The organism is Nocardioides sp. Root1257, assembly GCF_001425175.1.
Classification (GTDB): Bacteria; Actinomycetota; Actinomycetes; order Propionibacteriales; family Nocardioidaceae; genus Nocardioides.
The window spans coordinates 260,323-278,203 of sequence record NZ_LMDV01000009.1 but is presented as its reverse complement, the minus strand read 5'-3'; the positions used below and the strand labels follow the sequence as shown (position 1 = coordinate 278,203).

The 17,881-nt window shown below is 72.3% G+C and carries 22 protein-coding genes and 2 tRNA genes; 14 read left to right on the top strand and 10 right to left on the bottom strand.

Going from position 1 to position 17,881, the window contains the following annotated elements:
• Positions 1-43: 43 nt before the first annotated feature.
• The gene (locus ASC77_RS15620; protein WP_056154870.1) at positions 44-820 is read left to right on the top strand and encodes a VOC family protein; all 777 of its coding nucleotides are present in this window, start codon (positions 44-46) and stop codon (positions 818-820) included.
• Here the strand turns inward: ASC77_RS15620 and ASC77_RS15615 are convergent.
• Positions 817-1,662, bottom strand: coding sequence for a prephenate dehydratase (locus ASC77_RS15615; protein ID WP_056156509.1), 846 nt, complete (start codon positions 1,660-1,662; stop codon positions 817-819). The two genes, ASC77_RS15620 and ASC77_RS15615, sit on opposite strands and share 4 nt — an antisense overlap.
• Before the next feature lie 70 nt (positions 1,663-1,732).
• Between ASC77_RS15615 and ASC77_RS15610 the strand changes: the two genes are divergently transcribed.
• Positions 1,733-2,128 (top strand): DUF4446 family protein, encoded by a 396-nt coding sequence (locus ASC77_RS15610; RefSeq protein ID WP_056156507.1) that lies wholly within the window; start codon positions 1,733-1,735, stop codon positions 2,126-2,128.
• An 11-nt stretch (positions 2,129-2,139) separates the two neighbouring features.
• On the opposite strand, the gene ASC77_RS15605 is transcribed toward ASC77_RS15610, so the two are convergent.
• The gene (locus ASC77_RS15605; protein ID WP_082574803.1) at positions 2,140-3,033 is read right to left on the bottom strand and encodes a MarR family winged helix-turn-helix transcriptional regulator; all 894 of its coding nucleotides are present in this window, start codon (positions 3,031-3,033) and stop codon (positions 2,140-2,142) included.
• Positions 3,034-3,139: 106 nt separating this feature from the next.
• Between ASC77_RS15605 and ASC77_RS15600 the strand changes: the two genes are divergently transcribed.
• Together ASC77_RS15600 and ASC77_RS15595 are read left to right on the top strand one after the other, a co-directional pair.
• Positions 3,140-4,723: an MFS transporter gene (locus tag ASC77_RS15600; protein ID WP_056154862.1), complete on the top strand. Its 1,584-nt coding sequence runs from the start codon at positions 3,140-3,142 to the stop codon at positions 4,721-4,723.
• A 21-nt stretch (positions 4,724-4,744) separates the two neighbouring features.
• Positions 4,745-5,212, top strand: a complete 468-nt coding sequence (locus tag ASC77_RS15595; protein WP_056154859.1) for a nitroreductase family deazaflavin-dependent oxidoreductase — start codon at positions 4,745-4,747, stop codon at positions 5,210-5,212.
• Between the two features lie 111 nt (positions 5,213-5,323).
• On the opposite strand, the gene ASC77_RS15590 is transcribed toward ASC77_RS15595, so the two are convergent.
• Positions 5,324-6,895 (bottom strand): diacylglycerol kinase family protein, encoded by a 1,572-nt coding sequence (locus tag ASC77_RS15590; RefSeq protein ID WP_056154855.1) that lies wholly within the window; start codon positions 6,893-6,895, stop codon positions 5,324-5,326.
• 87 nt (positions 6,896-6,982) lie between these two features.
• Between ASC77_RS15590 and serS the strand changes: the two genes are divergently transcribed.
• Genes serS through ASC77_RS15565 form a run of 5 tightly spaced genes read left to right on the top strand, consistent with a single transcriptional unit; the run spans position 6,983 to position 10,968 of the window.
• Positions 6,983-8,248, top strand: coding sequence for a serine--tRNA ligase (serS, locus tag ASC77_RS15585; RefSeq protein ID WP_056154853.1), 1,266 nt, complete (start codon positions 6,983-6,985; stop codon positions 8,246-8,248).
• Positions 8,241-9,068 (top strand): HAD family hydrolase, encoded by an 828-nt coding sequence (locus ASC77_RS15580; RefSeq protein ID WP_056154851.1) that lies wholly within the window; start codon positions 8,241-8,243, stop codon positions 9,066-9,068. The genes serS and ASC77_RS15580 overlap by 8 nt, the downstream gene beginning before the upstream one ends.
• Positions 9,065-9,562, top strand: a complete 498-nt coding sequence (locus ASC77_RS15575) for a GNAT family N-acetyltransferase (protein WP_235547709.1) — start codon at positions 9,065-9,067, stop codon at positions 9,560-9,562. Before ASC77_RS15580 ends, ASC77_RS15575 begins: the two co-directional genes overlap by 4 nt.
• Positions 9,555-10,376 (top strand): HAD family hydrolase, encoded by an 822-nt coding sequence (locus tag ASC77_RS15570; RefSeq protein ID WP_056154844.1) that lies wholly within the window; start codon positions 9,555-9,557, stop codon positions 10,374-10,376. Before ASC77_RS15575 ends, ASC77_RS15570 begins: the two co-directional genes overlap by 8 nt.
• Before the next feature lie 16 nt (positions 10,377-10,392).
• A complete protein-coding gene (locus ASC77_RS15565; RefSeq protein ID WP_056154841.1) occupies positions 10,393-10,968 on the top strand; it encodes a hypothetical protein in 576 nt (191 codons plus the stop codon).
• 2 nt (positions 10,969-10,970) lie between these two features.
• On the opposite strand, the gene ASC77_RS15560 is transcribed toward ASC77_RS15565, so the two are convergent.
• From ASC77_RS15560 to ASC77_RS15545, 4 genes are read right to left on the bottom strand one after another with little or no spacing between them, the layout of a single operon-like run.
• The gene (locus tag ASC77_RS15560) at positions 10,971-11,543 is read right to left on the bottom strand and encodes a bacterial proteasome activator family protein (RefSeq protein ID WP_056154839.1); all 573 of its coding nucleotides are present in this window, start codon (positions 11,541-11,543) and stop codon (positions 10,971-10,973) included.
• Between the two features lie 23 nt (positions 11,544-11,566).
• The gene (locus tag ASC77_RS15555; protein ID WP_056154836.1) at positions 11,567-12,541 is read right to left on the bottom strand and encodes an NAD(P)H-quinone oxidoreductase; all 975 of its coding nucleotides are present in this window, start codon (positions 12,539-12,541) and stop codon (positions 11,567-11,569) included.
• A 36-nt stretch (positions 12,542-12,577) separates the two neighbouring features.
• Positions 12,578-12,931 (bottom strand): DUF6457 domain-containing protein, encoded by a 354-nt coding sequence (locus ASC77_RS26210; RefSeq protein ID WP_082574801.1) that lies wholly within the window; start codon positions 12,929-12,931, stop codon positions 12,578-12,580.
• 55 nt (positions 12,932-12,986) lie between these two features.
• Positions 12,987-13,535 (bottom strand): molybdenum cofactor guanylyltransferase, encoded by a 549-nt coding sequence (locus ASC77_RS15545; protein WP_056154833.1) that lies wholly within the window; start codon positions 13,533-13,535, stop codon positions 12,987-12,989.
• 18 nt (positions 13,536-13,553) lie between these two features.
• Between ASC77_RS15545 and ASC77_RS15540 the strand changes: the two genes are divergently transcribed.
• Together ASC77_RS15540 and ASC77_RS15535 are read left to right on the top strand one after the other, a co-directional pair.
• The gene (locus ASC77_RS15540) at positions 13,554-14,318 is read left to right on the top strand and encodes a carbon-nitrogen hydrolase family protein (RefSeq protein ID WP_156391124.1); all 765 of its coding nucleotides are present in this window, start codon (positions 13,554-13,556) and stop codon (positions 14,316-14,318) included.
• A gap of 11 nt (positions 14,319-14,329) precedes the next feature.
• Positions 14,330-15,538: a hypothetical protein gene (locus tag ASC77_RS15535; protein ID WP_235547708.1), complete on the top strand. Its 1,209-nt coding sequence runs from the start codon at positions 14,330-14,332 to the stop codon at positions 15,536-15,538.
• Here ASC77_RS15535 and ASC77_RS15530 read toward each other — a convergent pair.
• Positions 15,450-16,091 (bottom strand): hypothetical protein, encoded by a 642-nt coding sequence (locus tag ASC77_RS15530; RefSeq protein WP_056154827.1) that lies wholly within the window; start codon positions 16,089-16,091, stop codon positions 15,450-15,452. The genes ASC77_RS15535 and ASC77_RS15530 overlap by 89 nt on opposite strands.
• A gap of 68 nt (positions 16,092-16,159) precedes the next feature.
• Here ASC77_RS15530 and ASC77_RS15525 point away from each other — a divergent pair, with 68 nt between their 5' ends.
• Entirely contained in the window at positions 16,160-16,393 is a 234-nt protein-coding gene (locus tag ASC77_RS15525; RefSeq protein WP_056154824.1) for a biotin/lipoyl-binding carrier protein, read from the top strand.
• A gap of 121 nt (positions 16,394-16,514) precedes the next feature.
• Here the strand turns inward: ASC77_RS15525 and ASC77_RS15520 are convergent.
• Positions 16,515-16,599, bottom strand: a tRNA-Ser gene (locus ASC77_RS15520).
• A 64-nt stretch (positions 16,600-16,663) separates the two neighbouring features.
• On the bottom strand, positions 16,664-17,047 hold the full coding sequence (locus ASC77_RS15515; RefSeq protein ID WP_056154823.1) for a hypothetical protein: 384 nt from the start codon (positions 17,045-17,047) through the stop codon (positions 16,664-16,666).
• Between the two features lie 109 nt (positions 17,048-17,156).
• On the opposite strand from ASC77_RS15515, the gene ASC77_RS15510 reads away from it, so the two are divergent.
• Entirely contained in the window at positions 17,157-17,627 is a 471-nt protein-coding gene (locus tag ASC77_RS15510; RefSeq protein ID WP_156391123.1) for a hypothetical protein, read from the top strand.
• Positions 17,628-17,692: 65 nt separating this feature from the next.
• A tRNA-Ser gene (locus tag ASC77_RS15505) sits at positions 17,693-17,786 on the top strand.
• Positions 17,787-17,881: the final 95 nt, after the last annotated feature.

The following is a 17,881-nucleotide window of genomic DNA, read 5'->3' as shown; positions in this document are numbered from 1 at the left end:
TCTGGCGGGTGGGGTCGGTCGAGACACATGAGGGAGCACTGAGATGCCGAAGATGGAGAAGTACGCGCAGGGCACGCCCAGCTACGTCGAGCTGACGACGCCCGACCAGGCCGCGGCCAAGGAGTTCTACGGGCCGCTGTTCGGCTGGGAGCTGGAGGACGTGCCGATGGGCGACGCCGGCTACTACGTCGCCGTAGGCAAGGAGGGCGACTCGGTCGCCGGGATCAGCGGACCGATGCCCGGGATGGAGGACCACCCGGCCTACTGGGGCGTCTACCTCTCCGTCGACGACGTGGACGCGGTCACGGCGAAGGTCGAGGCGGCCGGCGGGACGGTCGAGGCAGCGCCGTTCGACGTCATGGACCTCGGCCGGATGTCGGTCGTCAAGGACCCGTCCGGCGCCTTCGTCAGCCTCTGGCAGGCCGGCGCCACGATCGGCACGGTCCGCGCCAACGAGCCCGGCACCCCGATCTGGAACGAGCTCATCTCGCCCGACCTCGACGCGGCGACCGCGTTCTACACCGAAGTGCTCGGCGTTGGCTGGGAGAAGCAGGCGATGGACGGCGGCATGGACTACACCTGCCTGATGGTCGAGGGCCGCCAGGTCGGTGGGGCGATGCCGCCGATGATGGAGGGCGTCCGTCCGCACTGGAACGTCTACTTCAACGTCGAGTCGGTGGACGACACCGTCTCCCGGGTCGTCGAGCTCGGCGGCACCGTGGTCGCGCCGGCGTTCGACGTGCCGGGCGTCGGCCGGATGGCGCTCCTGGCGGACCCGCAGGGTGCGATGTTCAACCTGATGGGTGCGGCGGGGTCCTAGCGCTCCTGGTCGCGGAAGGCGTCGGCCGGGTAGACGCCGAGGATCTTCACGTCGGTCGTGAAGAACGCGAGCTCCTCGAGCGCGCGTCGCAGGCCGAGGTCGTGCGGGTGGCCGTCGACCTCGGCGAGGAACTGCGTCGCGCCGGCGAAGGAGCCGTCGACCATGTAGCTCTCCAGCTTGGTCATGTTGACGCCGTTGGTGGCGAACCCGCCCAGCGCCTTGTACAGCGCGGCCGGCAGGTTGCGGACGTTGAAGATGAAGGAGGTGACCACCGGGCCGTTGCCGTGCGGCGCCTCGACCAGGTCGCGGGAGAGCACGACGAAGCGGGTGGTGTTGTGGTCCTCGTCCTCGACGTCCTCGGCGAGCACCTCGAGGCCGTAGATGCCGGCGGCCATCGGCGGCGAGATCGAGCCCATCGTCGGATCGCCGAGCTCGGCCACCTCGCGCGCGGCGCCGGCGGTGTCGCCGGAGATCACCGCCTTGAACCCGTGCTCGCGGATGATCTTGCGGCACTGGCCGAGCGCGTGCACGTGGCTGTGCACCGTCTGGATCTTGTCGATCGAGGTGCCGGGCAGGCCCATCAGGCAGAACCGGATCCGCAGGAAGTGCTCGGCGACGATGTGCAGGCTCGAGCTCGGCAGGAAGTGGTGGATGTCGGCCACCCGGCCGGCGATCGAGTTGTCGATCGGGATCATCGCGAGATCCGCGTCGCCACCCTCGACTGCGGCGAAGACGTCCTCGAAGGACGCGCACGGCACGGCCTCCCAGTCGGGGTAGTGCTCGTTGCACACCTGGTGGGAGTTGGCGCCGGGTTCGCCCTGGTAGGCGATGCGTCCTGTCACGCCGGTCATGGTCCCACGTTGGCGCGTGCCGCTACGGCTCGTGTCCGGCGGGCAGACCTACCCTCAGGGGGTGGAGATCGTCGCGCTCGTCGTCGCCGTCGTCGCCCTGCTGGTCGCGGTGGAGGGCCTGCGGCGGGGCGCTCGCCGGCCGGACGACGGGCTGGAGGCCGTGCCCGAGGACGTGCACGGCCTGCGGCAGGAGGTCGCGGCCCTGCGCCGCGAGGGCAGCGACGCGCTGCGCCACCTCGCGGTGGTGCGCTACGACGCCTTCGGCGACATGGGCGGCCACCTCTCGTGGTCGGTGGCGCTGCTCGACGACGGCGGCAACGGGGTCGTGCTGACCTCGATCCACGGGCGCAGCGACGCGCGCACCTACGCCAAGAGCATCAGCGACTGGCGGTGCGAGCAGCAGCTCTCGCCCGAGGAGCTCGAGGCGGTCGACCACGCCCGTCCCCAGGGGTCCTGACCGGGCGCTCGTCAGGGCGCGGTGACGAACCGGACCAGGTAGCCGGTCAGGCGCTGGCGATCGGCCGCGCTCAGCGGCGCGAGCCGCTCGGCGAGCACGGTGCCGCTGAGCCGACGAGCCTCGACGGCGACCTCCGCGGCCTCGGGCAGCAGGTGCAGCACCTGGGTGCGCCGGTCGGTCGCGAGGCGCCGGCGCTCGACCAGGCCCCGGCGCTCGAGGTCGTCGACCATCTGCACGACGCTCGCGCCGCTGACCCCCAGGATGCGGGCGAGCTGGGCCTGCGGGATCGGCCCGGCGGCGTCGAGCGCCGTCAGGCACCCGACGTGGCGTGGCTCGATGCCGACCGGCTCCAGGATCTCGGCGAAGTCGCGGTGCAGCCGGAAGTGGACCCGGGTGATCAGGAACCCGAGGCTGTCGAGCAGGGGTGCCGGGGTGTCGGGGGCGAGCTCGGGCCCGGCGATGCGCACCAGCATCCGGCTCAGGTCCTCGCGCTCCTCGAGCGTGAAGCCGGCGGTGATCGCGTCCTCGAAGTCCTCGATGTGCCGGCGCCAGCGCCGCGCCGCGGCGGCGCCCTCCGGCGTACGGGCGAGGGCGTAGGAGCGTCGGTCGTTCGGGTTGCGCACGCGCGTCACGAGACCCTGGTCGGACAGGCTGGCGGCCACCTTGACCATCGTGGTGCGGCTGATGCTGATCGACTCCGCGATCGCCTGCTGGGACCGCTCGGCTCCGCCCGCGAGCGCGAGCAGGGCGGCGTACGCGTGCACGTCGACGTTCGGCGGGAGCGCCTCGCTGAGCGCGACGTTGACCCGCGCGGCGGCGCGCCAGAAGAGGTGGCCGGGGTGCTCGGCCAGCGCAGGGAGCAGCTCGCGACTGCCGGAGGCGTCGGGCATCCCCATGTGATCCATCCCCTGATCGTTAGGCACTTGACGAATTCACGAACCAGCGTATCGTACTGCGAGTAATCGTTAAGTAGATGATGATTGACCCCCGAACGAATCAGCAGGTGAGGACATGACCCAGCACGTGACAGAGACCGAACCCGACACGGGCCGCTGGTGGACGCTGGTCGCCGTCTGCACCGGCGTGTTCATGCTGCTGCTCGACGTGACGATCGTGAACGTCGCGCTTCCCGACATCCAGAGCCAGTTCGACGCCTCGCTCTCAGGGCTGCAGTGGGTGATCGACGCCTACGCCCTCAGCCTGGCCGCCCTGCTGCTGACCGCCGGCTCGCTCGCCGACATCTACGGCCGGCGCAAGGTGTTCGTGATCGGCACGGCGCTCTTCACGATCGGCTCGCTGCTGTGCGGCATCGCCCCGAGCATCGAGTTCCTCGCGATCGCCCGGGCCGGACAGGGCATCGGCGGTGCCGCGATGTTCGCGACCTCGCTGGCGATCCTCGGCACGACGTACACCGGCAAGGACCGTGGTGTCGCCTTCGGCGCCTTCGGCGCGACGACCGGCGTCGCCGTGGCGATCGGCCCGGTGCTCGGCGGCATCCTGACCAGCGGCCTGTCCTGGCGCTGGATCTTCTTCGTGAACCTGCCGATCTGCCTGGTCGCGATGTTCATCTCGATGACCCGGGTCCAGGAGTCGCGCAACCCGTACGCCGGTCGCCCGGACTGGGTCGGCTTCGCGACCTTCAGCTCGGCCCTCGGGCTGCTCGTGTTCGGGCTGATCGAGGCCGGCAAGGACGGCTGGGGGGACAGCACGGTCGTCGCCAGCCTGGTGGCCTCCGCAGTGCTGCTGGCCGCCTTCGTGGTCAGCCAGCTGCTCCAGAAGGACCCGATGTTCGACCTGACGCTGCTGAAGAAGCCGACCTTCACCGCCGGTCTGCTCGCGGCGTTCGGCGTCTCGGCCTCGATCTTCTCGCTGCTCACCTACATCGTGATCTACCTCCAGAACGTCCTCGGCTACTCGGCCGTCGAGACCGGCGTCCGGCTGCTCTTCCTCTCGGCGGCCACGTTCGTCGCCTCCGCGGTGACCGGCCGGTTCATGGACCACCTGCCGACGAAGTGGCTCATCGGGCCCGGCTTCCTGGTGCTCGGCGTCGGGCTGCTGCTCGTGATCGGCATCGATCCCGGATCGAGCTGGACGCACCTGGTCCCCGGCCTCATCGTGTCCGGCGTCGGCGTCGGCATGATCAACCCGCCGCTGGTCTCGACGGCCGTCGGCGTGGTCGCGCCCGCCCGGGCCGGCATGGCGTCCGGCGTGAACTCGACCTTCCGCCAGGTCGGCATCGCGACCGGCATCGCCGCCCTGGGGTCGATCTTCAGCCACCAGGTTGCGGCCGGCCTGCAGGACAAGTTGGCCGGGACGCCGGTGGCCGGGCGGTCCGACCAGATCGCCGATGCGGTCACCGGCGGCCAGGTCGCGCGGGTCATCGAGGCCGCACCGCCCGCCGTACGTCCGACCCTGGCCGACGCGGCGACGTCGAGCTTCGTCGACGCGCTCAACCACATCGGCCTGATCGCGGCGGTCACCGCCTTCGCCGTGGGGGCGCTCTGCCTGGTGCTGATCCGGCAGCAGGACTTCGTCCAGCACGGCGCCCCGGAGGCGGCCCCCGAGGCTCCCGAGGAAGTCGGGACCCCGGCCTGACAGGACCGCTAGGGTCCGGCCATGAACCCGATGCGGTGGATGGCGATCAAGCTCGGCGCCCAGCCCTGGCTGCCGCGCTACTCGCGCCTGATCGTCGGGACCGACAAGCTCCTCCAGCGGATCTCGTGGGGGCGGGTCACCATCATGATGGCGACCGGCCTCCACGAGCTCGTGCTGCAGGTCCCCGGCCGCAAGACCGGCATCCTGCGCTCGACGCCGCTGCTGACCGTGCCGCACGGCGACGGCTGGCTGATCGTCGGCTCCAACTGGGGCGCCCAGGACCCGCCCGCCTGGGCGGGGAACCTGCGGGTCGCCGAGGAGCCCCTGGTGACGTACAAGGGCCGGACCATGGCCGTCGACGCCCGCGAGCTCTCCGGCCCCGAGCGTGACGAGAAGTGGGCGGTCGCCGTCGCCGGCTGGCCCAACTACGCGAGGTACGCCGAACGCACCGAGCGCGAGCTGCCGCTCTTCTGGCTCACGCCGCGCTGACGGGTTTCACCGGTCAGCCGCCAAGACCCGCACGACGCGCCGTGCGCCGACGGCGTGTCGTGCGGGTTCTGGCGGTCAGCCGGTGAAACCCGCACCGGCGTGTCGCGACAGCTAGCGCGGCACCCGCACCAGCAGCCGGCCGTGCACGCAGGTGAGGTGCAGCTCGCGGCCGGGGCCGATGGAGTCGCCGTCGAGCTGGCGCGGGGTGTCGGAGGCGGCGCGGATCACGATGGTGCGACCGGTCATCCGGTTGACGAGCTCGTCGGTGCGGGGTCGGCGGGCGAGCACGCGGTAGGCGAGCGGGATCCAGGACAGGAACTTGCGCGGGTGCAGCATCACGACGTCCAGGACGCCGTCGTCGATCGCCGCGTCCGGGAGCAGCGGCATGCCGGCCTGGAGGAAGCCGACGTTGCCGACGACGATCGTGCGCGCCCGGTGCTTGGTGAACTCGCCGCCGTCGACGGACACCTCCACGCGTACGGCGGGGAACATCAGCGACTTCAGGGCCGAGAGGACGTAGGCCAGCCAGCCGACCCGCTTCTTGATGTCCTCGTTGACGCCCTCCATGATCGCGGCGTCGAAGCCCATGCCGGCCATCACCATGAAGTGCGTGTCCTCGAAGCCGTCGCCGGACACCTCGACCAGGTCGATCGCCCGGTCCTGGCCGGTGAGCGCGACGTCGATCGCCGCCCGCAGGTAGAGCGGGATGTCGAGGTTGCGGGCCAGCAGGTTGCCGGTGCCGGCCGGGATGATCCCGACCGGGATCCCGGTGCCGGCGAGCTCGGCGCACACCTCGCGCACCGTCCCGTCACCGCCGCAGACGAGGACCAGGTCGGCGCCGCCCACGGAGGCCGCGGCGGCCATCCCGGTGCCCGGGTCCTCGACGGTCGTGTAGTGCCACGACGGCGTCGACCAGCCGGTCTCCGCAGCCATCGCGGTCACGATCGCCTTGAACTGGTCGACGTCCTCGACCTTGATCGGGTTGAGCACCACGGCGAGCTGCCGCTCGGAGACGAACACCTCGGGCAGCGGCTCCACGCTGGCGGCGTGGCTGCGGGGGAGCGGGTTGTAGACGCCGATCCCGAGCAGCACGACGCCCAGGCCGAGCAGCACGCCGCCGACGACGTCGGACGGGTAGTGACGCCCGAGCAGCACCCGGTCGAGGCACACGACGACGACCATGACCACCACGCCGACGTACGCGAGGCGGCGCACGCTCTTGCGACGCACCAGCATCGAGACCAGCACGACGACGATGCCGCCGAGGGCGGTCGCCGCGGATGCGTGCCCCGACGGGAACGCGTTGCTGCTGAGCAGCGCGTCGGCGTTCTGCCACGACGGCCGATCCCGGTCGACGACCAGCTTCAGCAGCGTCGTCAGGAGCGGGGTCACGATCATCACGCCCGCGGTGAAGAACGCCGCGCGGTGGTAGCGGCGCAGCAGCAGGGCGACGAGCACGACCGTGTACGCCGTCATCGCGATCGTGCCGAACGCGATCTCGACCACGCGCAGCACGTCGTGCAGCCAGGCGACGTCGGTCGCCCACTCCTGCGACGACTGACCGCGGTTGTCGAGGTCGACCAGCCACGCCGCCTCGTCGACGACCGCGAGGGTCAGCAGCCCGAGCAGCACGAAGCAGAGCGCTGCCCAGCTCAGGACGATGGCGCGGGGGCGGTCGAGCACGCCCCGAAGTATGCCCGTCGCCGGGTTGATCCCCAGCGACCGCTATCTCGCGCGCGTGGTCCGCGCCACCCCCGATAGCCTGACGGCATGATCGACCCGCGCATCCTCCGAGACGACCCCGACCGTGTCCGTGCCGCCCAGGCCAAGCGGGGTCTGTCCGACGACGTCGTGGACCGCGCGCTGGCGGCCGACACCGCCCGGCGGCAGGCGATCCTCGAGTTCGAGGGCAAGCGTGGCGAGCAGAAGCAGCTCGGCAAGCTGATCCCGCAGGCGCAGGGCGACGAGAAGCAGGCGCTGCTCGCCCAGACGAAGACCCTGGCGGGCGAGGTGAAGGCCGCCGAGGCCGCGCAGAACGCCGCCGAGGAGGAGTGGCAGGCGGCGCTGCTGAGCATCCCGGCGCTGGCCGCCGACGAGGCGCCCGCGGGCGGCGAGGACTACTTCAGGCTGATCGAGCGGGTCGGCACGCCGGTCGAGTTCGACTTCGAGCCGCGCGACCACATCGAGCTCGGCAAGATCCTCGGCGCCATCGACATCGAGCGCGGCGCCAAGGTGTCGGGCTCGCGCTTCTACTTCCTGACCGGCGTCGGCGCCGAGCTCGAGTTCGCGCTGATCAACCTCGCCAACGAGACGGCCCGCGAACACGGCTTCACCCAGGTGATCGCGCCCTCGATGGTCAAGCCCCGGGCGATGGAGGGCACCGGCTTCCTCGGCCAGGCCGCCGACGACGTCTACCGGATCGAGGGCCAGGACATGTACCTCGTCGGGACCTCGGAGGTCCCGATGGCGGCGTACCACTCCGACGAGATCCTCGACGGCGCCGCGCTCCCGCTGCGGTACGCCGCGTTCAGCCCCTGTTTCCGCAAGGAGGCCGGCTCGCACGGCAAGGACACCAAGGGCATCATCCGGGTGCACTGGTTCGACAAGGTCGAGATGTTCGTCTACACGACGATCGAGGAGTCGTACGCCGAGCACCAGCGCCTGCTCGGCATCGAGAAGGCGTTCCTGGACAAGCTCGAGCTCGCCTACCAGGTCATCGACACCGCGGCTGGCGACCTCGGCCTGTCCGCGACGCGGAAGTTCGACTGCGAGGCCTGGATCCCCACCCAGGGCAAGTACCGCGAGCTCACGTCGACCTCCAACTGCCTCGACTTCCAGGCCCGGCGCCTCGACATCCGCGGCCGGTTCGACGGTGGCATCGAGCCGGTGGCCACGCTCAACGGCACGCTGTGCGCCTCGACCCGCACCATCGTCGCGATCCTCGAGACGCACCAGCAGGCCGACGGCTCGGTGAAGGTCCCGAAGGCGCTTCAGAAGTGGCTCGGGCGCGAGGTCCTGGAGCCCATCGGTGGCTGACACCTGGCGGCCCGCGCTGGTCGCCCTCGACATCGACGGCACGATCCTGAAGTGGGTCGAGGGTGCCGGCATGACCCACGAGGAGATCTCGCCCGCGGTCAAGGACGCCGTGCACCGCGCTCTCGACGCCGGCGCGCACGTCGTCCTCGCCAGTGGTCGCTCGCCGCACGGCATGACCGGCGTGGCCGACATGCTCGAGCTGTACGACGAGCAGCGCGGCCGGCTGTGGATCGTGGCGTCCAACGGAGCCGTCGTCTTCCGCTACCCGCCGCTCGAGGTCGTGCACGAGGAGAAGTTCGACGCCCGGCCCGCCGTCGAGGCCATCCTGGAGCGGCACCCGAGCGCCCTGGTCGCGGTCGAGGAGCGCGGGGTCGGCTACCGGGTCAACTCGCACTTCCCGGAGGGCGAGCTCTCCGGCGACATGATCCTCACCGAGGTCGCCGACCTGCTCGCCGCCGAGGTGAGCCGGGTCATCATCCGCGACCCCGACTCGACGGCCGACGAGTTCGTCGCGCTGGCGGCGGACCTCGGCCTGCACGGCACCAACTACGTCGTCGGCTGGACCGCCTGGCTCGACCTCGCGCCGGTCGGCGTCTCGAAGGCCTCGGGTCTCGAGCACGTCGCCCGCGAGCTCGGCCTCAGCGCCGCCGACGCCCTCGCGGTCGGCGACGGCCGCAACGACCTCGAGATGTTCGAGTGGGCGCGTCGCGGGGTCGCGATGGGGCAGGCGATCCAGCCCGTCCTCGACGCGGCCGACGACGTGACCGGCAGCGTCTACGACGACGGCCTGGCCACCGAGCTGTCGCGGTGGTTCCCGTGAGCCTCCCCGAGCTCGTCACCAGCGAACGGCTCACCCTGCCCGTCTGGACCCCCGACGAGGCGGCCGACATCCGCGCCGGGCGCAGCCGCGAGGGGTGGCACCGTGACTACCCGCGCCAGGACGACCAGGACGCCGCCGGCATGTACCACCGCGGCGACCCCTGGGCACCGCGGCACATCATCCGCGGCGCGACCGCGCTCGGCTCGATCGGCTTCTTCGGCCCGCCCGAGGACGCGGCGGACGGCACGCCCGAGGTCGAGGTGGGCTACGGGCTCGTCGACGAGGCCCACGGCTACGGCTTCGCGACCGAGGCGCTCAAGGCTCTGCTGGCGGAGACGGACGCCGCCGGCGTGCGCGTCCGGGCCAGCGTCGAGCCCACCAACAAGCCCAGCATCCGGGTGCTCGTGAAGTGCGGCTTCACCGAGCTCCGGGGCGCCAACGAGGACGGCGAGCTCGTGATGGCCCGGCCGCTTCCCGGAAACCTCGGTGGTTGAGGAAGGCGCGCCAGCGCCTGTCTCGAGACCCAAGCTGGTCGCGACCGACCTCGACGGGACCCTGGTCCGCACCGACGGCTCCGTCTCGCCGTACACCGCCGGCGTGCTGGCCGCCGTCGAGGCGCTCGGCGTCCCGGTCGTCTTCGTGACCGGCCGCCCGCTGCGCTGGACCGAGGTGGTCTTCGAGCACGTCGGGTCCCACGGCCTCGCGATCGTCTCCAACGGCGCGCTGGTCTGGGACGTCGCCCGGCACGAGCCCCGCACGGTCCGGACCATGGACGCCGCGACCGCGATCGCGGTCTCCGAGGAGCTCCGGGCCGCCGTGCCCGGCACGACGTTCGCGGTCGAGTCGCTGGACGGCATCGACCTGGAGCCCGAGTTCATGGAGCGGGCCTCGCTGCCGCCGGGCGTACGCCGTGCGCCGGTCGCCGAGCTCTTCGACCGCCCCGCGCTGAAGCTGCTCGCCCGGCACGAGGAGCTCGACCCGGAGGAGTTCTGGGCCCTGGCGGAGGACGTCGTGCAGGGCCGGCTGGTGATCACCTGGTCGTCCTCGACCGCCCTGCTGGAGATCAGTGCGCCCGAGGTGACGAAGGCCTCCACGCTCGCGCAGGTGGCCTCCGGCCTCGGTGTGGACGCGGCGGACGTGATCGCGTTCGGGGACATGCCCAACGACCTCCCGATGCTGACGTGGGCGGGCACGTCGTACGCGATGGCGGACGCCCATCCGAGCGTCGTCGCCGCCGCCGACCACCTGGCGCCCGGTCACGACGAGGACGGCGTGGCCCAGGTGCTGGCTGGTGTCTTCGACCTCTGATCTGTTGAATGGCTCAGTGATCCGCCGACTCCTCGCCGTCCTGCTGCTCGCCCCCGCGGGCGTGGTGGCGCTGGCCGCGCCGTCGCAGGCGTGCCCGGCCAGCGCGCCGCTCACGCTCGAGCAGCGCACGATGGGTGCGGACGACGTCTTCACCGGAGTGATCTCCGACAAGACGGTCGCGGGCAACATCGCCACCTTCACCGTCGACGTCGACCGCATCTACAAGGGCGAGGCCGTCACGGACGAGCAGGCCGCGGTGACCACCGACATCCGGCCCCGTGCCTGCGGCCTGCCGAGCCTCGTGGTCGGCGACCCGTACGTCTTCTTCGCCGCGGCCGGCGCCGACGACGCGCTCACGATCGCGCAGGGTGGCGGCACCGCGCCCGCCAGCGACGTCTACATCGGCCGCGTGGAGAAGCTCCTCGGCGACGGTCGTCCGGCCGTGCCGCCGACGCCGGACACCGCGACGTTCACGACCGTCGCCGACGCCCCCGCCGACGTGCAGCGGCTGGCCGCCCCGGGCGCCGCCCTGGTCATCATCGGCGTGCTCGGCCTCGTGCTCGTCGCCTGGCGCAGCCGGCGGCGCGCGTAGAGCTAGAGGTACATGCCGCCCGAGTCACCCGGAGCGGCCGTGCCGCCCTCGGGCGCAGGCGCTCCCTCGGGGCGCCCGCTGCCGGGCGGCAGCCCACGACGCATCTGCTCGAACTGGGCCCGCGCCGCCATCTGCTGGGCGTAGATCGCGGTCTGGATGCCGTGGAAGAGCCCCTCGAGCCAGCCGACGAGCTGAGCCTGGGCGATCCGCAGCTCCGCGTCGGTGGGGACGGCGTCGTCGGTGAACGGCAGCGACAGCCGCTCCAGCTCCTCGACCAGCTCGGGGGCGAGGCCGGTCTCCAGCTCCTTGATCGAGGCCGTGTGGATCTCCTTGAGCCGGATCCGGCTGGCCTCGTCGAGCGGTGCGGAGCGCACCTCCTCGAGCAGCTGGCGGATCATGCCGCCGATCCGCATCACCTTGGCCGGCTGCTCGACCAGGTCGGTGATCCCGTCCGAGTCGGCGTCGTCGGGCTCGGGCGCGACCGACACCGCCGACGCGGGTACGGCGACGGGCTGGCCGTCCGGGCCGATGACGACGACCTGCTGCTCGGGCTGTGACGCGTCGGGCTCGCTCATGGGTTCACCGTAGCCGGGCGCCCTCAGACGGTGAGCAGGATCTTCCCGCTGTGGTCGCCGGACTCCATGTACGCGTGCGCGGCACCCGCCTCGGCGAGCGGGAACGAGCGGCCGACGATCGGCTGCACCAGGCCCTCGGCGACCAGTGGCCAGACGTGCTCGACGACGGAGGCGCAGATCGCGGACTTCTCCTCGACCGGTCGGCCGCGGAGGTTGGTCGCGATCACCGCCCCGCGCTTGCGCAGCAGCTTGTTGATGTCGAGCTCGGCCTTCGAGCCGCCCTGCATGCCGATGATCACCAGCCGCCCCTGGATGCGCAGGGCGTCGATGTTGCGGTCGAGGTACTTCGCGCCCATGTTGTCGAGGATGACGTCGACGCCGCCGTCGGTCTGCTCGGCGACGACCTCCACGAAGTCCTGCTCGCGGTAGTTGATCGCGACGTCCGCGCCGAGTGCCCTGCACGCCGCCAGCTTGTCGGCGCTCCCGGCGGTGGTGACCACCCGCGAGCCGAGCCGGTGCGCGAGCTGGATCGCGAACGACCCGATGCCGCCCGCGCCGCCGTGCACCAGCAGCGTCTCCTGCGGCTGGAGCCCGGCCACCATGAACACGTTGGACCACACGGTCGCCGCGACCTCGGGGATCGCCGCCGCGGTCACCAGGTCGATGCCCTCCGGGACCGGCATCAGCTGTCCGGCCGGTACGGCGACCCGCTCGGCGTACCCACCCCCGGCCAGCAGCGCGCACGCCTGGTCGCCGACGGACCAGCCGGTCACGTCCGCGCCGACCGCCGCGACGGTGCCGCTGCACTCCATCCCGATGACGTCCGACGCCCCCGGCGGCGGCGGGTAGAAGCCCTGCCGCTGCAGCAGGTCGGCGCGGTTGAGACCCGCAGCCGCCACGTCCAGCAGCACCTCGCCGGGACCGATCTCGGGGTCGGCGATCTCGGTGACGGTCAGGACGTCGGGGCCACCGGGCTCGGTGGCGATCACGGCACGCATGGACCCCACCCTAGGGACGGGGCCCAGGACCCGCCCTCACTCGTCCTCGTCGGCCTGGTCGTCCTCGTCGTCGTCCACGACGTCGCCGGTGTGGTCGACCGCCCGGTCGTCGGGGATCTCGTCGTTGATGTCGTCGGGGTCAGGAGCGCCCGCCGGCCGGTCCCACGCCTCGGCGAGGACCTGCGCGCGAGCGGCCAGCTCCTCGACGGCCTCCGGGTCCGCGTCCTGGCTGCCGGCGGCATACCCGAGGAGGTACGCCGTGATCGGCGCCGCCGGGCGTGCGACGTTGTGAGCCGCGACCCGAGCCAGGTCCAGCACCAGTCCCTCGTCGACCTCGGTGTCGATGTCCAGGACGTCGCACACCTCGTCGATCCAGTCGTGCAGGTTCACGGGTCCAAGGTTTGCCGCATCGGCGGGCGTGTCGCAACCTTTTCGCCGGGTTGGTTCAGAGGTCGCGCAGGTCCGACCAGCTGTCGACGTCGCGGCCCTCGTCCCCGTCGGGCGGCACCAGGGCGAGGTCGAGGTCGGCCAGCAGCGCCCGCAGGGCCATGCCGTGCTGCGCCTCGTGATCCGGTCGTACGACGTCCAGGCGATCGGCAACGAGCACGCCCGCGAGCTGCCGGCGGCCGTCGACGTCCGTCAGGAACGCGCCGTCGTGCCCGACGGCGGCGTCGCGCAGCCGTCGGAACGTCCACGCGCTGACCCGGGGCATGTCGACCGCGAGCAGCCCCAGCGTCGACGGTGCGCGGAGCAGGGCGTCGCGCCCGGTGAGCAGGGCGGCGACCGGACCGCCGTACCGCGGGCTCTCCCGGACGAACGTCACCGGGCGCGTGGTCGGCACCGGGTCTCCGACGACGACCACCTCGTCCGCGTCGGTCACGGCGTCGAGCGCGTGCTCGAGGAGGGTCCGTCCGTCGAGCTCGATCGACGCCTTGTCCGAGCCGCCCAGCCGGGAGGCACGGCCTCCGGCCAGCACGATCACGGCGAAGGACATGTGTGGCAGTCTCGCACCGTGGCCCAGCTCCGCGTCGCCCTCGTCCAGCACGCCTCCGGTCTCGAGCCGGAGGCGAACCGGGGCCTGCTCGACGAGCTCGCCCCGCAGGACGCCGACCTCGTGGTCTTCCCGGAGGCCTTCGCCCGCGACTTCGGCGAGGCCGGCTCCGACGTGAGCGCGTACGCCGAGGTGCTGGACGGCCCGTTCGCGACCGAGGTCGCCCGGGTGGCGACCGAGCGCGGTGCCACCGTCGTCGCCGGGATGTTCGAGCCCGGCGAGGACGCCGACCGGCCGTTCAACACCCTGGTCGCGCGCGGCGCCGCGGAGGCGGCGTACCGGAAGATCCACCTCTACGACTCCTTCGGCTACCGCGAGTCCGACCGGCTCTCCGCGGGGCCCCTCGAGCCCGTGGTGTTCGACCTCGAGGGCTTCGGGGTCGGGCTGATGACCTGCTACGACCTGCGCTTCCCCGAGCTGGCGCGCTCGCTCGTCGACGCCGGCGCCGAGGTGCTGGTGATCCCGGCGGCCTGGGTCGCCGGCCCGCACAAGGTCGACCACTGGCGCACGCTGGTGCGAGCCCGGGCGATCGAGAACACCGCGTTCGTGGTGGCCGTCGGTCAGCCAGGCCCGCGCTACACCGGGCACTCGCTCGTGGTCGACCCGCTCGGCGAGGTGCTGGCAGAGGGCGGCGAGGGTCCCGAGGTCCTCACCGCTGTGCTGGAGCACACGGTCCTGGAGCGGGCCCGCAGGACCAACCCCTCCCTGGCCAACCGGCGTCTGTAACCTTCCTCCCCGTGTCCAGGTCCGCCCCCCGTCGTCGCGCCGAGCCGGCGTCGCGGCGGCAGCGCCGGACCGCGAAGCCGCCGAAGCCGCCCAAGGCCGCGAAGGCCCCCAAGGCCCCGAAGCCGCCGAAGGTCACCGCACCGCCGCCCGCGACCCCGGTCGAGACCCCGGCGGAGTCGCCGGCCATTGCTCCCGCGGCCACCGCGAGCGTCGACAGGGCGGAGCGCTCGCACACCCGCCGGGAGCGGTTCGTCCGGTCGCGGTGGCCGTTCGTCCTGTGGTCGGTCGTCACCCTGGCCGGCCTGGTCGCGCTCGTCGGCTGCCTGCTCGACGTCGGCCCGGGCTGGGCCTGCGGAGCGGGCGCGGTCACGGTGGCGACGACGTACTCCTGGGCGCTGGCGGTCCGCACCGGCGGCCGTCCGATCGTCGCCGGAGGCCTGGCGCTGGTGCTCGGCCTGGTCGCCGTCCTGAGCGACGACGACGCGCTGCAAACCGGGGCCGCCGTGCTGACCTGCGTCGTGTCGGCGGTCTTCGCCGTCATGGCGACCGTCCCCTCGGTCCGCTTCGTCTCGGCCGTGCGCGAGGTCGTCATCGCGGTCGTGATCGCGTCCGTGGGTGCGCTCGCGACGGTCGGCTTCGAGCCGGTCGTCCAGGTCGCCCGCTTCGAGTACGTCACCCTCGGGCTGGCGCTGCTCGGCGTGTTCGCGCTCGTCTACCGCCTCGGCGCGGGCCTCCACGGCCTCGGCCGGCGCGGCATCGTGATCGTGCTGATCGGCACCGGCGTGCTGGCCCTGACGCTCGCGTACGCCGAGCTGCTGCGGCGCTACGGCACCCCCGGCCTGGTCAGCAGCCTGCTCGACGTCGTCGTCTGGTCGCGCGACAACCTGGGTGCCTTCCCGCGCCCGCTGGAGACCGTCCTCGGCATCCCCGCACTCGCCTGGGGCGTGCACATGCGCGCCCGCCGCCGTCAGGGCTGGTGGGTGTGCGCCTTCGGCGTCGCCGCCACCACCCCGGTCGCCAACGCGCTGGTCAACCCGACGGTGACGCTCACCGAGAGCGCCCTGGCGGTGACCTACGGCGCGGTCGTGGGCCTGGTCATCGGGTTCGTGGTGATCCGGCTCGACCTGGCGTTCACCGGGCCACGCGGACGTCGCGGTCGACGGGCCGAGGAGGCCACGGCGCTGCGACCGGAGCCTCGGCGGACCCGCGCCCTGCTCTGACCGACACCTGGCGCAGGTCCAGGTCGGCGGCGAAGACCGGCACCTCGCCGTGCAGGTCCGTGGTGGGAACGCCCAGCTCGCCGCTCAGGACGACCTCGACGCCGGGCGCCGGCACGACCACGATGCCGACCGTGCCGACGTGGGCGACGACGACCTGCTCGGGGTGGTACGCCGGCGGCCGCTCGCCGAGCTCGCCGGCGATGATGCTGGTGACGCCACGTCCGCGGCACCGCTCGAGGCGCCGTCCCGAGAACTGCGGCCCGAGCACCTGCGTGGCCGGCGCGAGGTCGAGGCGGATGGCGGCGGTCCACGGGTGCAGGACCGGGAGCCGGGTGGAGACCGGGGCGTCGTCGTGGCGGTGGTAGGTCTCCAGCCCCGCCTCCCGCATCTTGCGCCACCAGGCCTGCTGGTGGCGTCCGGTGGTGACCCCGCACCCGACGTACACGTCGGCGTCGAGGCGCACCACGGCGTCCAGGTCCTCGCAGACGTAGGGCTGCGGGAGGTCCGCGCCTCCGAGGGTGGCGACCGCGACGCGGATGCGGAGAGTGGTCATGCTCCCGAGGAGCCGGGTGCGGGCGCCCTGATACCGGCCTACGTACGGGTAACGGCTAGGTTCGCAGCATGGCGCGTGAACAGGTGACCGAGATCGTCGCGGAGATGGTGGCCAACGTGCTGTCGGTCGCGGTCTCGCCCGGCGACCCGGTCGCCGCCGGCGACACCGTGGTGCTGCTCGAGTCGATGAAGATGGAGATCCCGGTGCTCGTCGAGGCCCCCGGCACCGTCCGCGCGATCAAGGTCGCCCCGGGCGATGTCGTGCAGGAGGGTGACGTCCTCGTCGAGGTCGTGCTCGGTTGATGGGTATGCGTCCCTGAACGGGTTTCGAGACGCCGGTCGCGACCTCGTTCCTCGGTCGCGCGGCTCCTCAACCTCTGCTGCTGGGTCTCGGTCCTCGCAAGCTCGGACCGAGGCAGCTGAGCAGAGGGGGCGGGATTCGAACCCGCGGTAGGTCTCCCTACGACCGCTTTCAAGGCGGTTCCGATCGGCCGCTCCGGCACCCCTCCTCGCGCGCGGGCCGGAGCCCACGCACGGGAGCAGTGTAGGGCGCGACCCGGGGCGACCCGGTGCCTACTCGGAGCCGCCGAGCTCGAGCTCGACCTCGTCGTAGGCGAGGTCGTGGAGACGTTGGGCGTGGTGGCCGACGTCGACGAGCAGCCGCTGCACGTCGAGGTGCACCGCGTCGGCGTCCGGGTGCTCCAGGACCCGCGACCCGAGCGTCCCCACCCGCGCGAGGAGGGCGTTGCGCTCGCGCAGCATGCCGCCCTGACGGGCGACGGTCCACCCGTCGGCACCGTTGCCGGCCTCGGCGACGAGCGCGTCGCGGACGGTGGCCAACTGCTGCCGGACGCGCCAGCGCCACTGGCCGACGGAGACCCCCGGCGCGCCGTACGCCTCGGCGGCCAGGCCCAGGCTCTGCATCGCGGCCGGCAACCCGGTGTCGGTGACGGTCATGGCAGCCTCCCGGGGGCCCGGAGGAGTGGGGGACTTCGAGTGTCGCCCGGCATCGGGCTCGCGACAACCCGCTGTGGGCCACCAATCCGATGTCTTGTTCAATCAGTGCATGCCAGCAGTGCCTCCCGACGTCTCCGAGTACCGGTTCGCGCCGGCAGTGTCCGCCCGCATCGTCGGCGGTCTGCTGGTCGTGGTGGCGGTGCTGCTGGCGGTGCTGACGCTGGTCGTCGCGCTGGCGGGCCTGTCGGTCCTCGTGCTGGTCGCCGGTGCCCTGGCCGGGGTCGCTGCCGTGTTCGTCGCCGGGCACCTGGTGACCCGGCGGGTCCCGGTGGTCCGGATGGACACCACGGGCTACCAGGTGCGGATGGTGCGCGGCGCCGGGGTGCACGCCGCCGCCTGGCGGGAGGTGCTCGAGGCCGTCACCGCGACGCCCCAGGGGCTGCCGGTCGTCGTCCTCAGGCTCACGGACGCGCGCGAGACCACCATCCCGGTCACCCTGCTCGACGTGGACCGCGAGCAGTTCGTGCGGGACCTCCAGGGTCACCTCCGCCGGGGTCAGGGCCTGCGGCCGCTGACCTGACGCGCGCGTGGTGGGCCCTGATTCGGCACCCGCCGTCGCGTGCTTGTAGCCTGTCCTGGCTGTCGGGAGGCGTCGCCTAGTCCGGTCTATGGCGCCCGCCTGCTAAGCGGGTTTGGGGCTACAACCCCATCGAGGGTTCAAATCCCTCCGCCTCCGCCAGTGATCCGGCCCCCACACGCTGCGCGTGTCGGGGGCCGGAGCCGATTTCAGGCGTAGAGTCGGGTGCATTTCGTTGCAGATTGCAGGATGTTGCA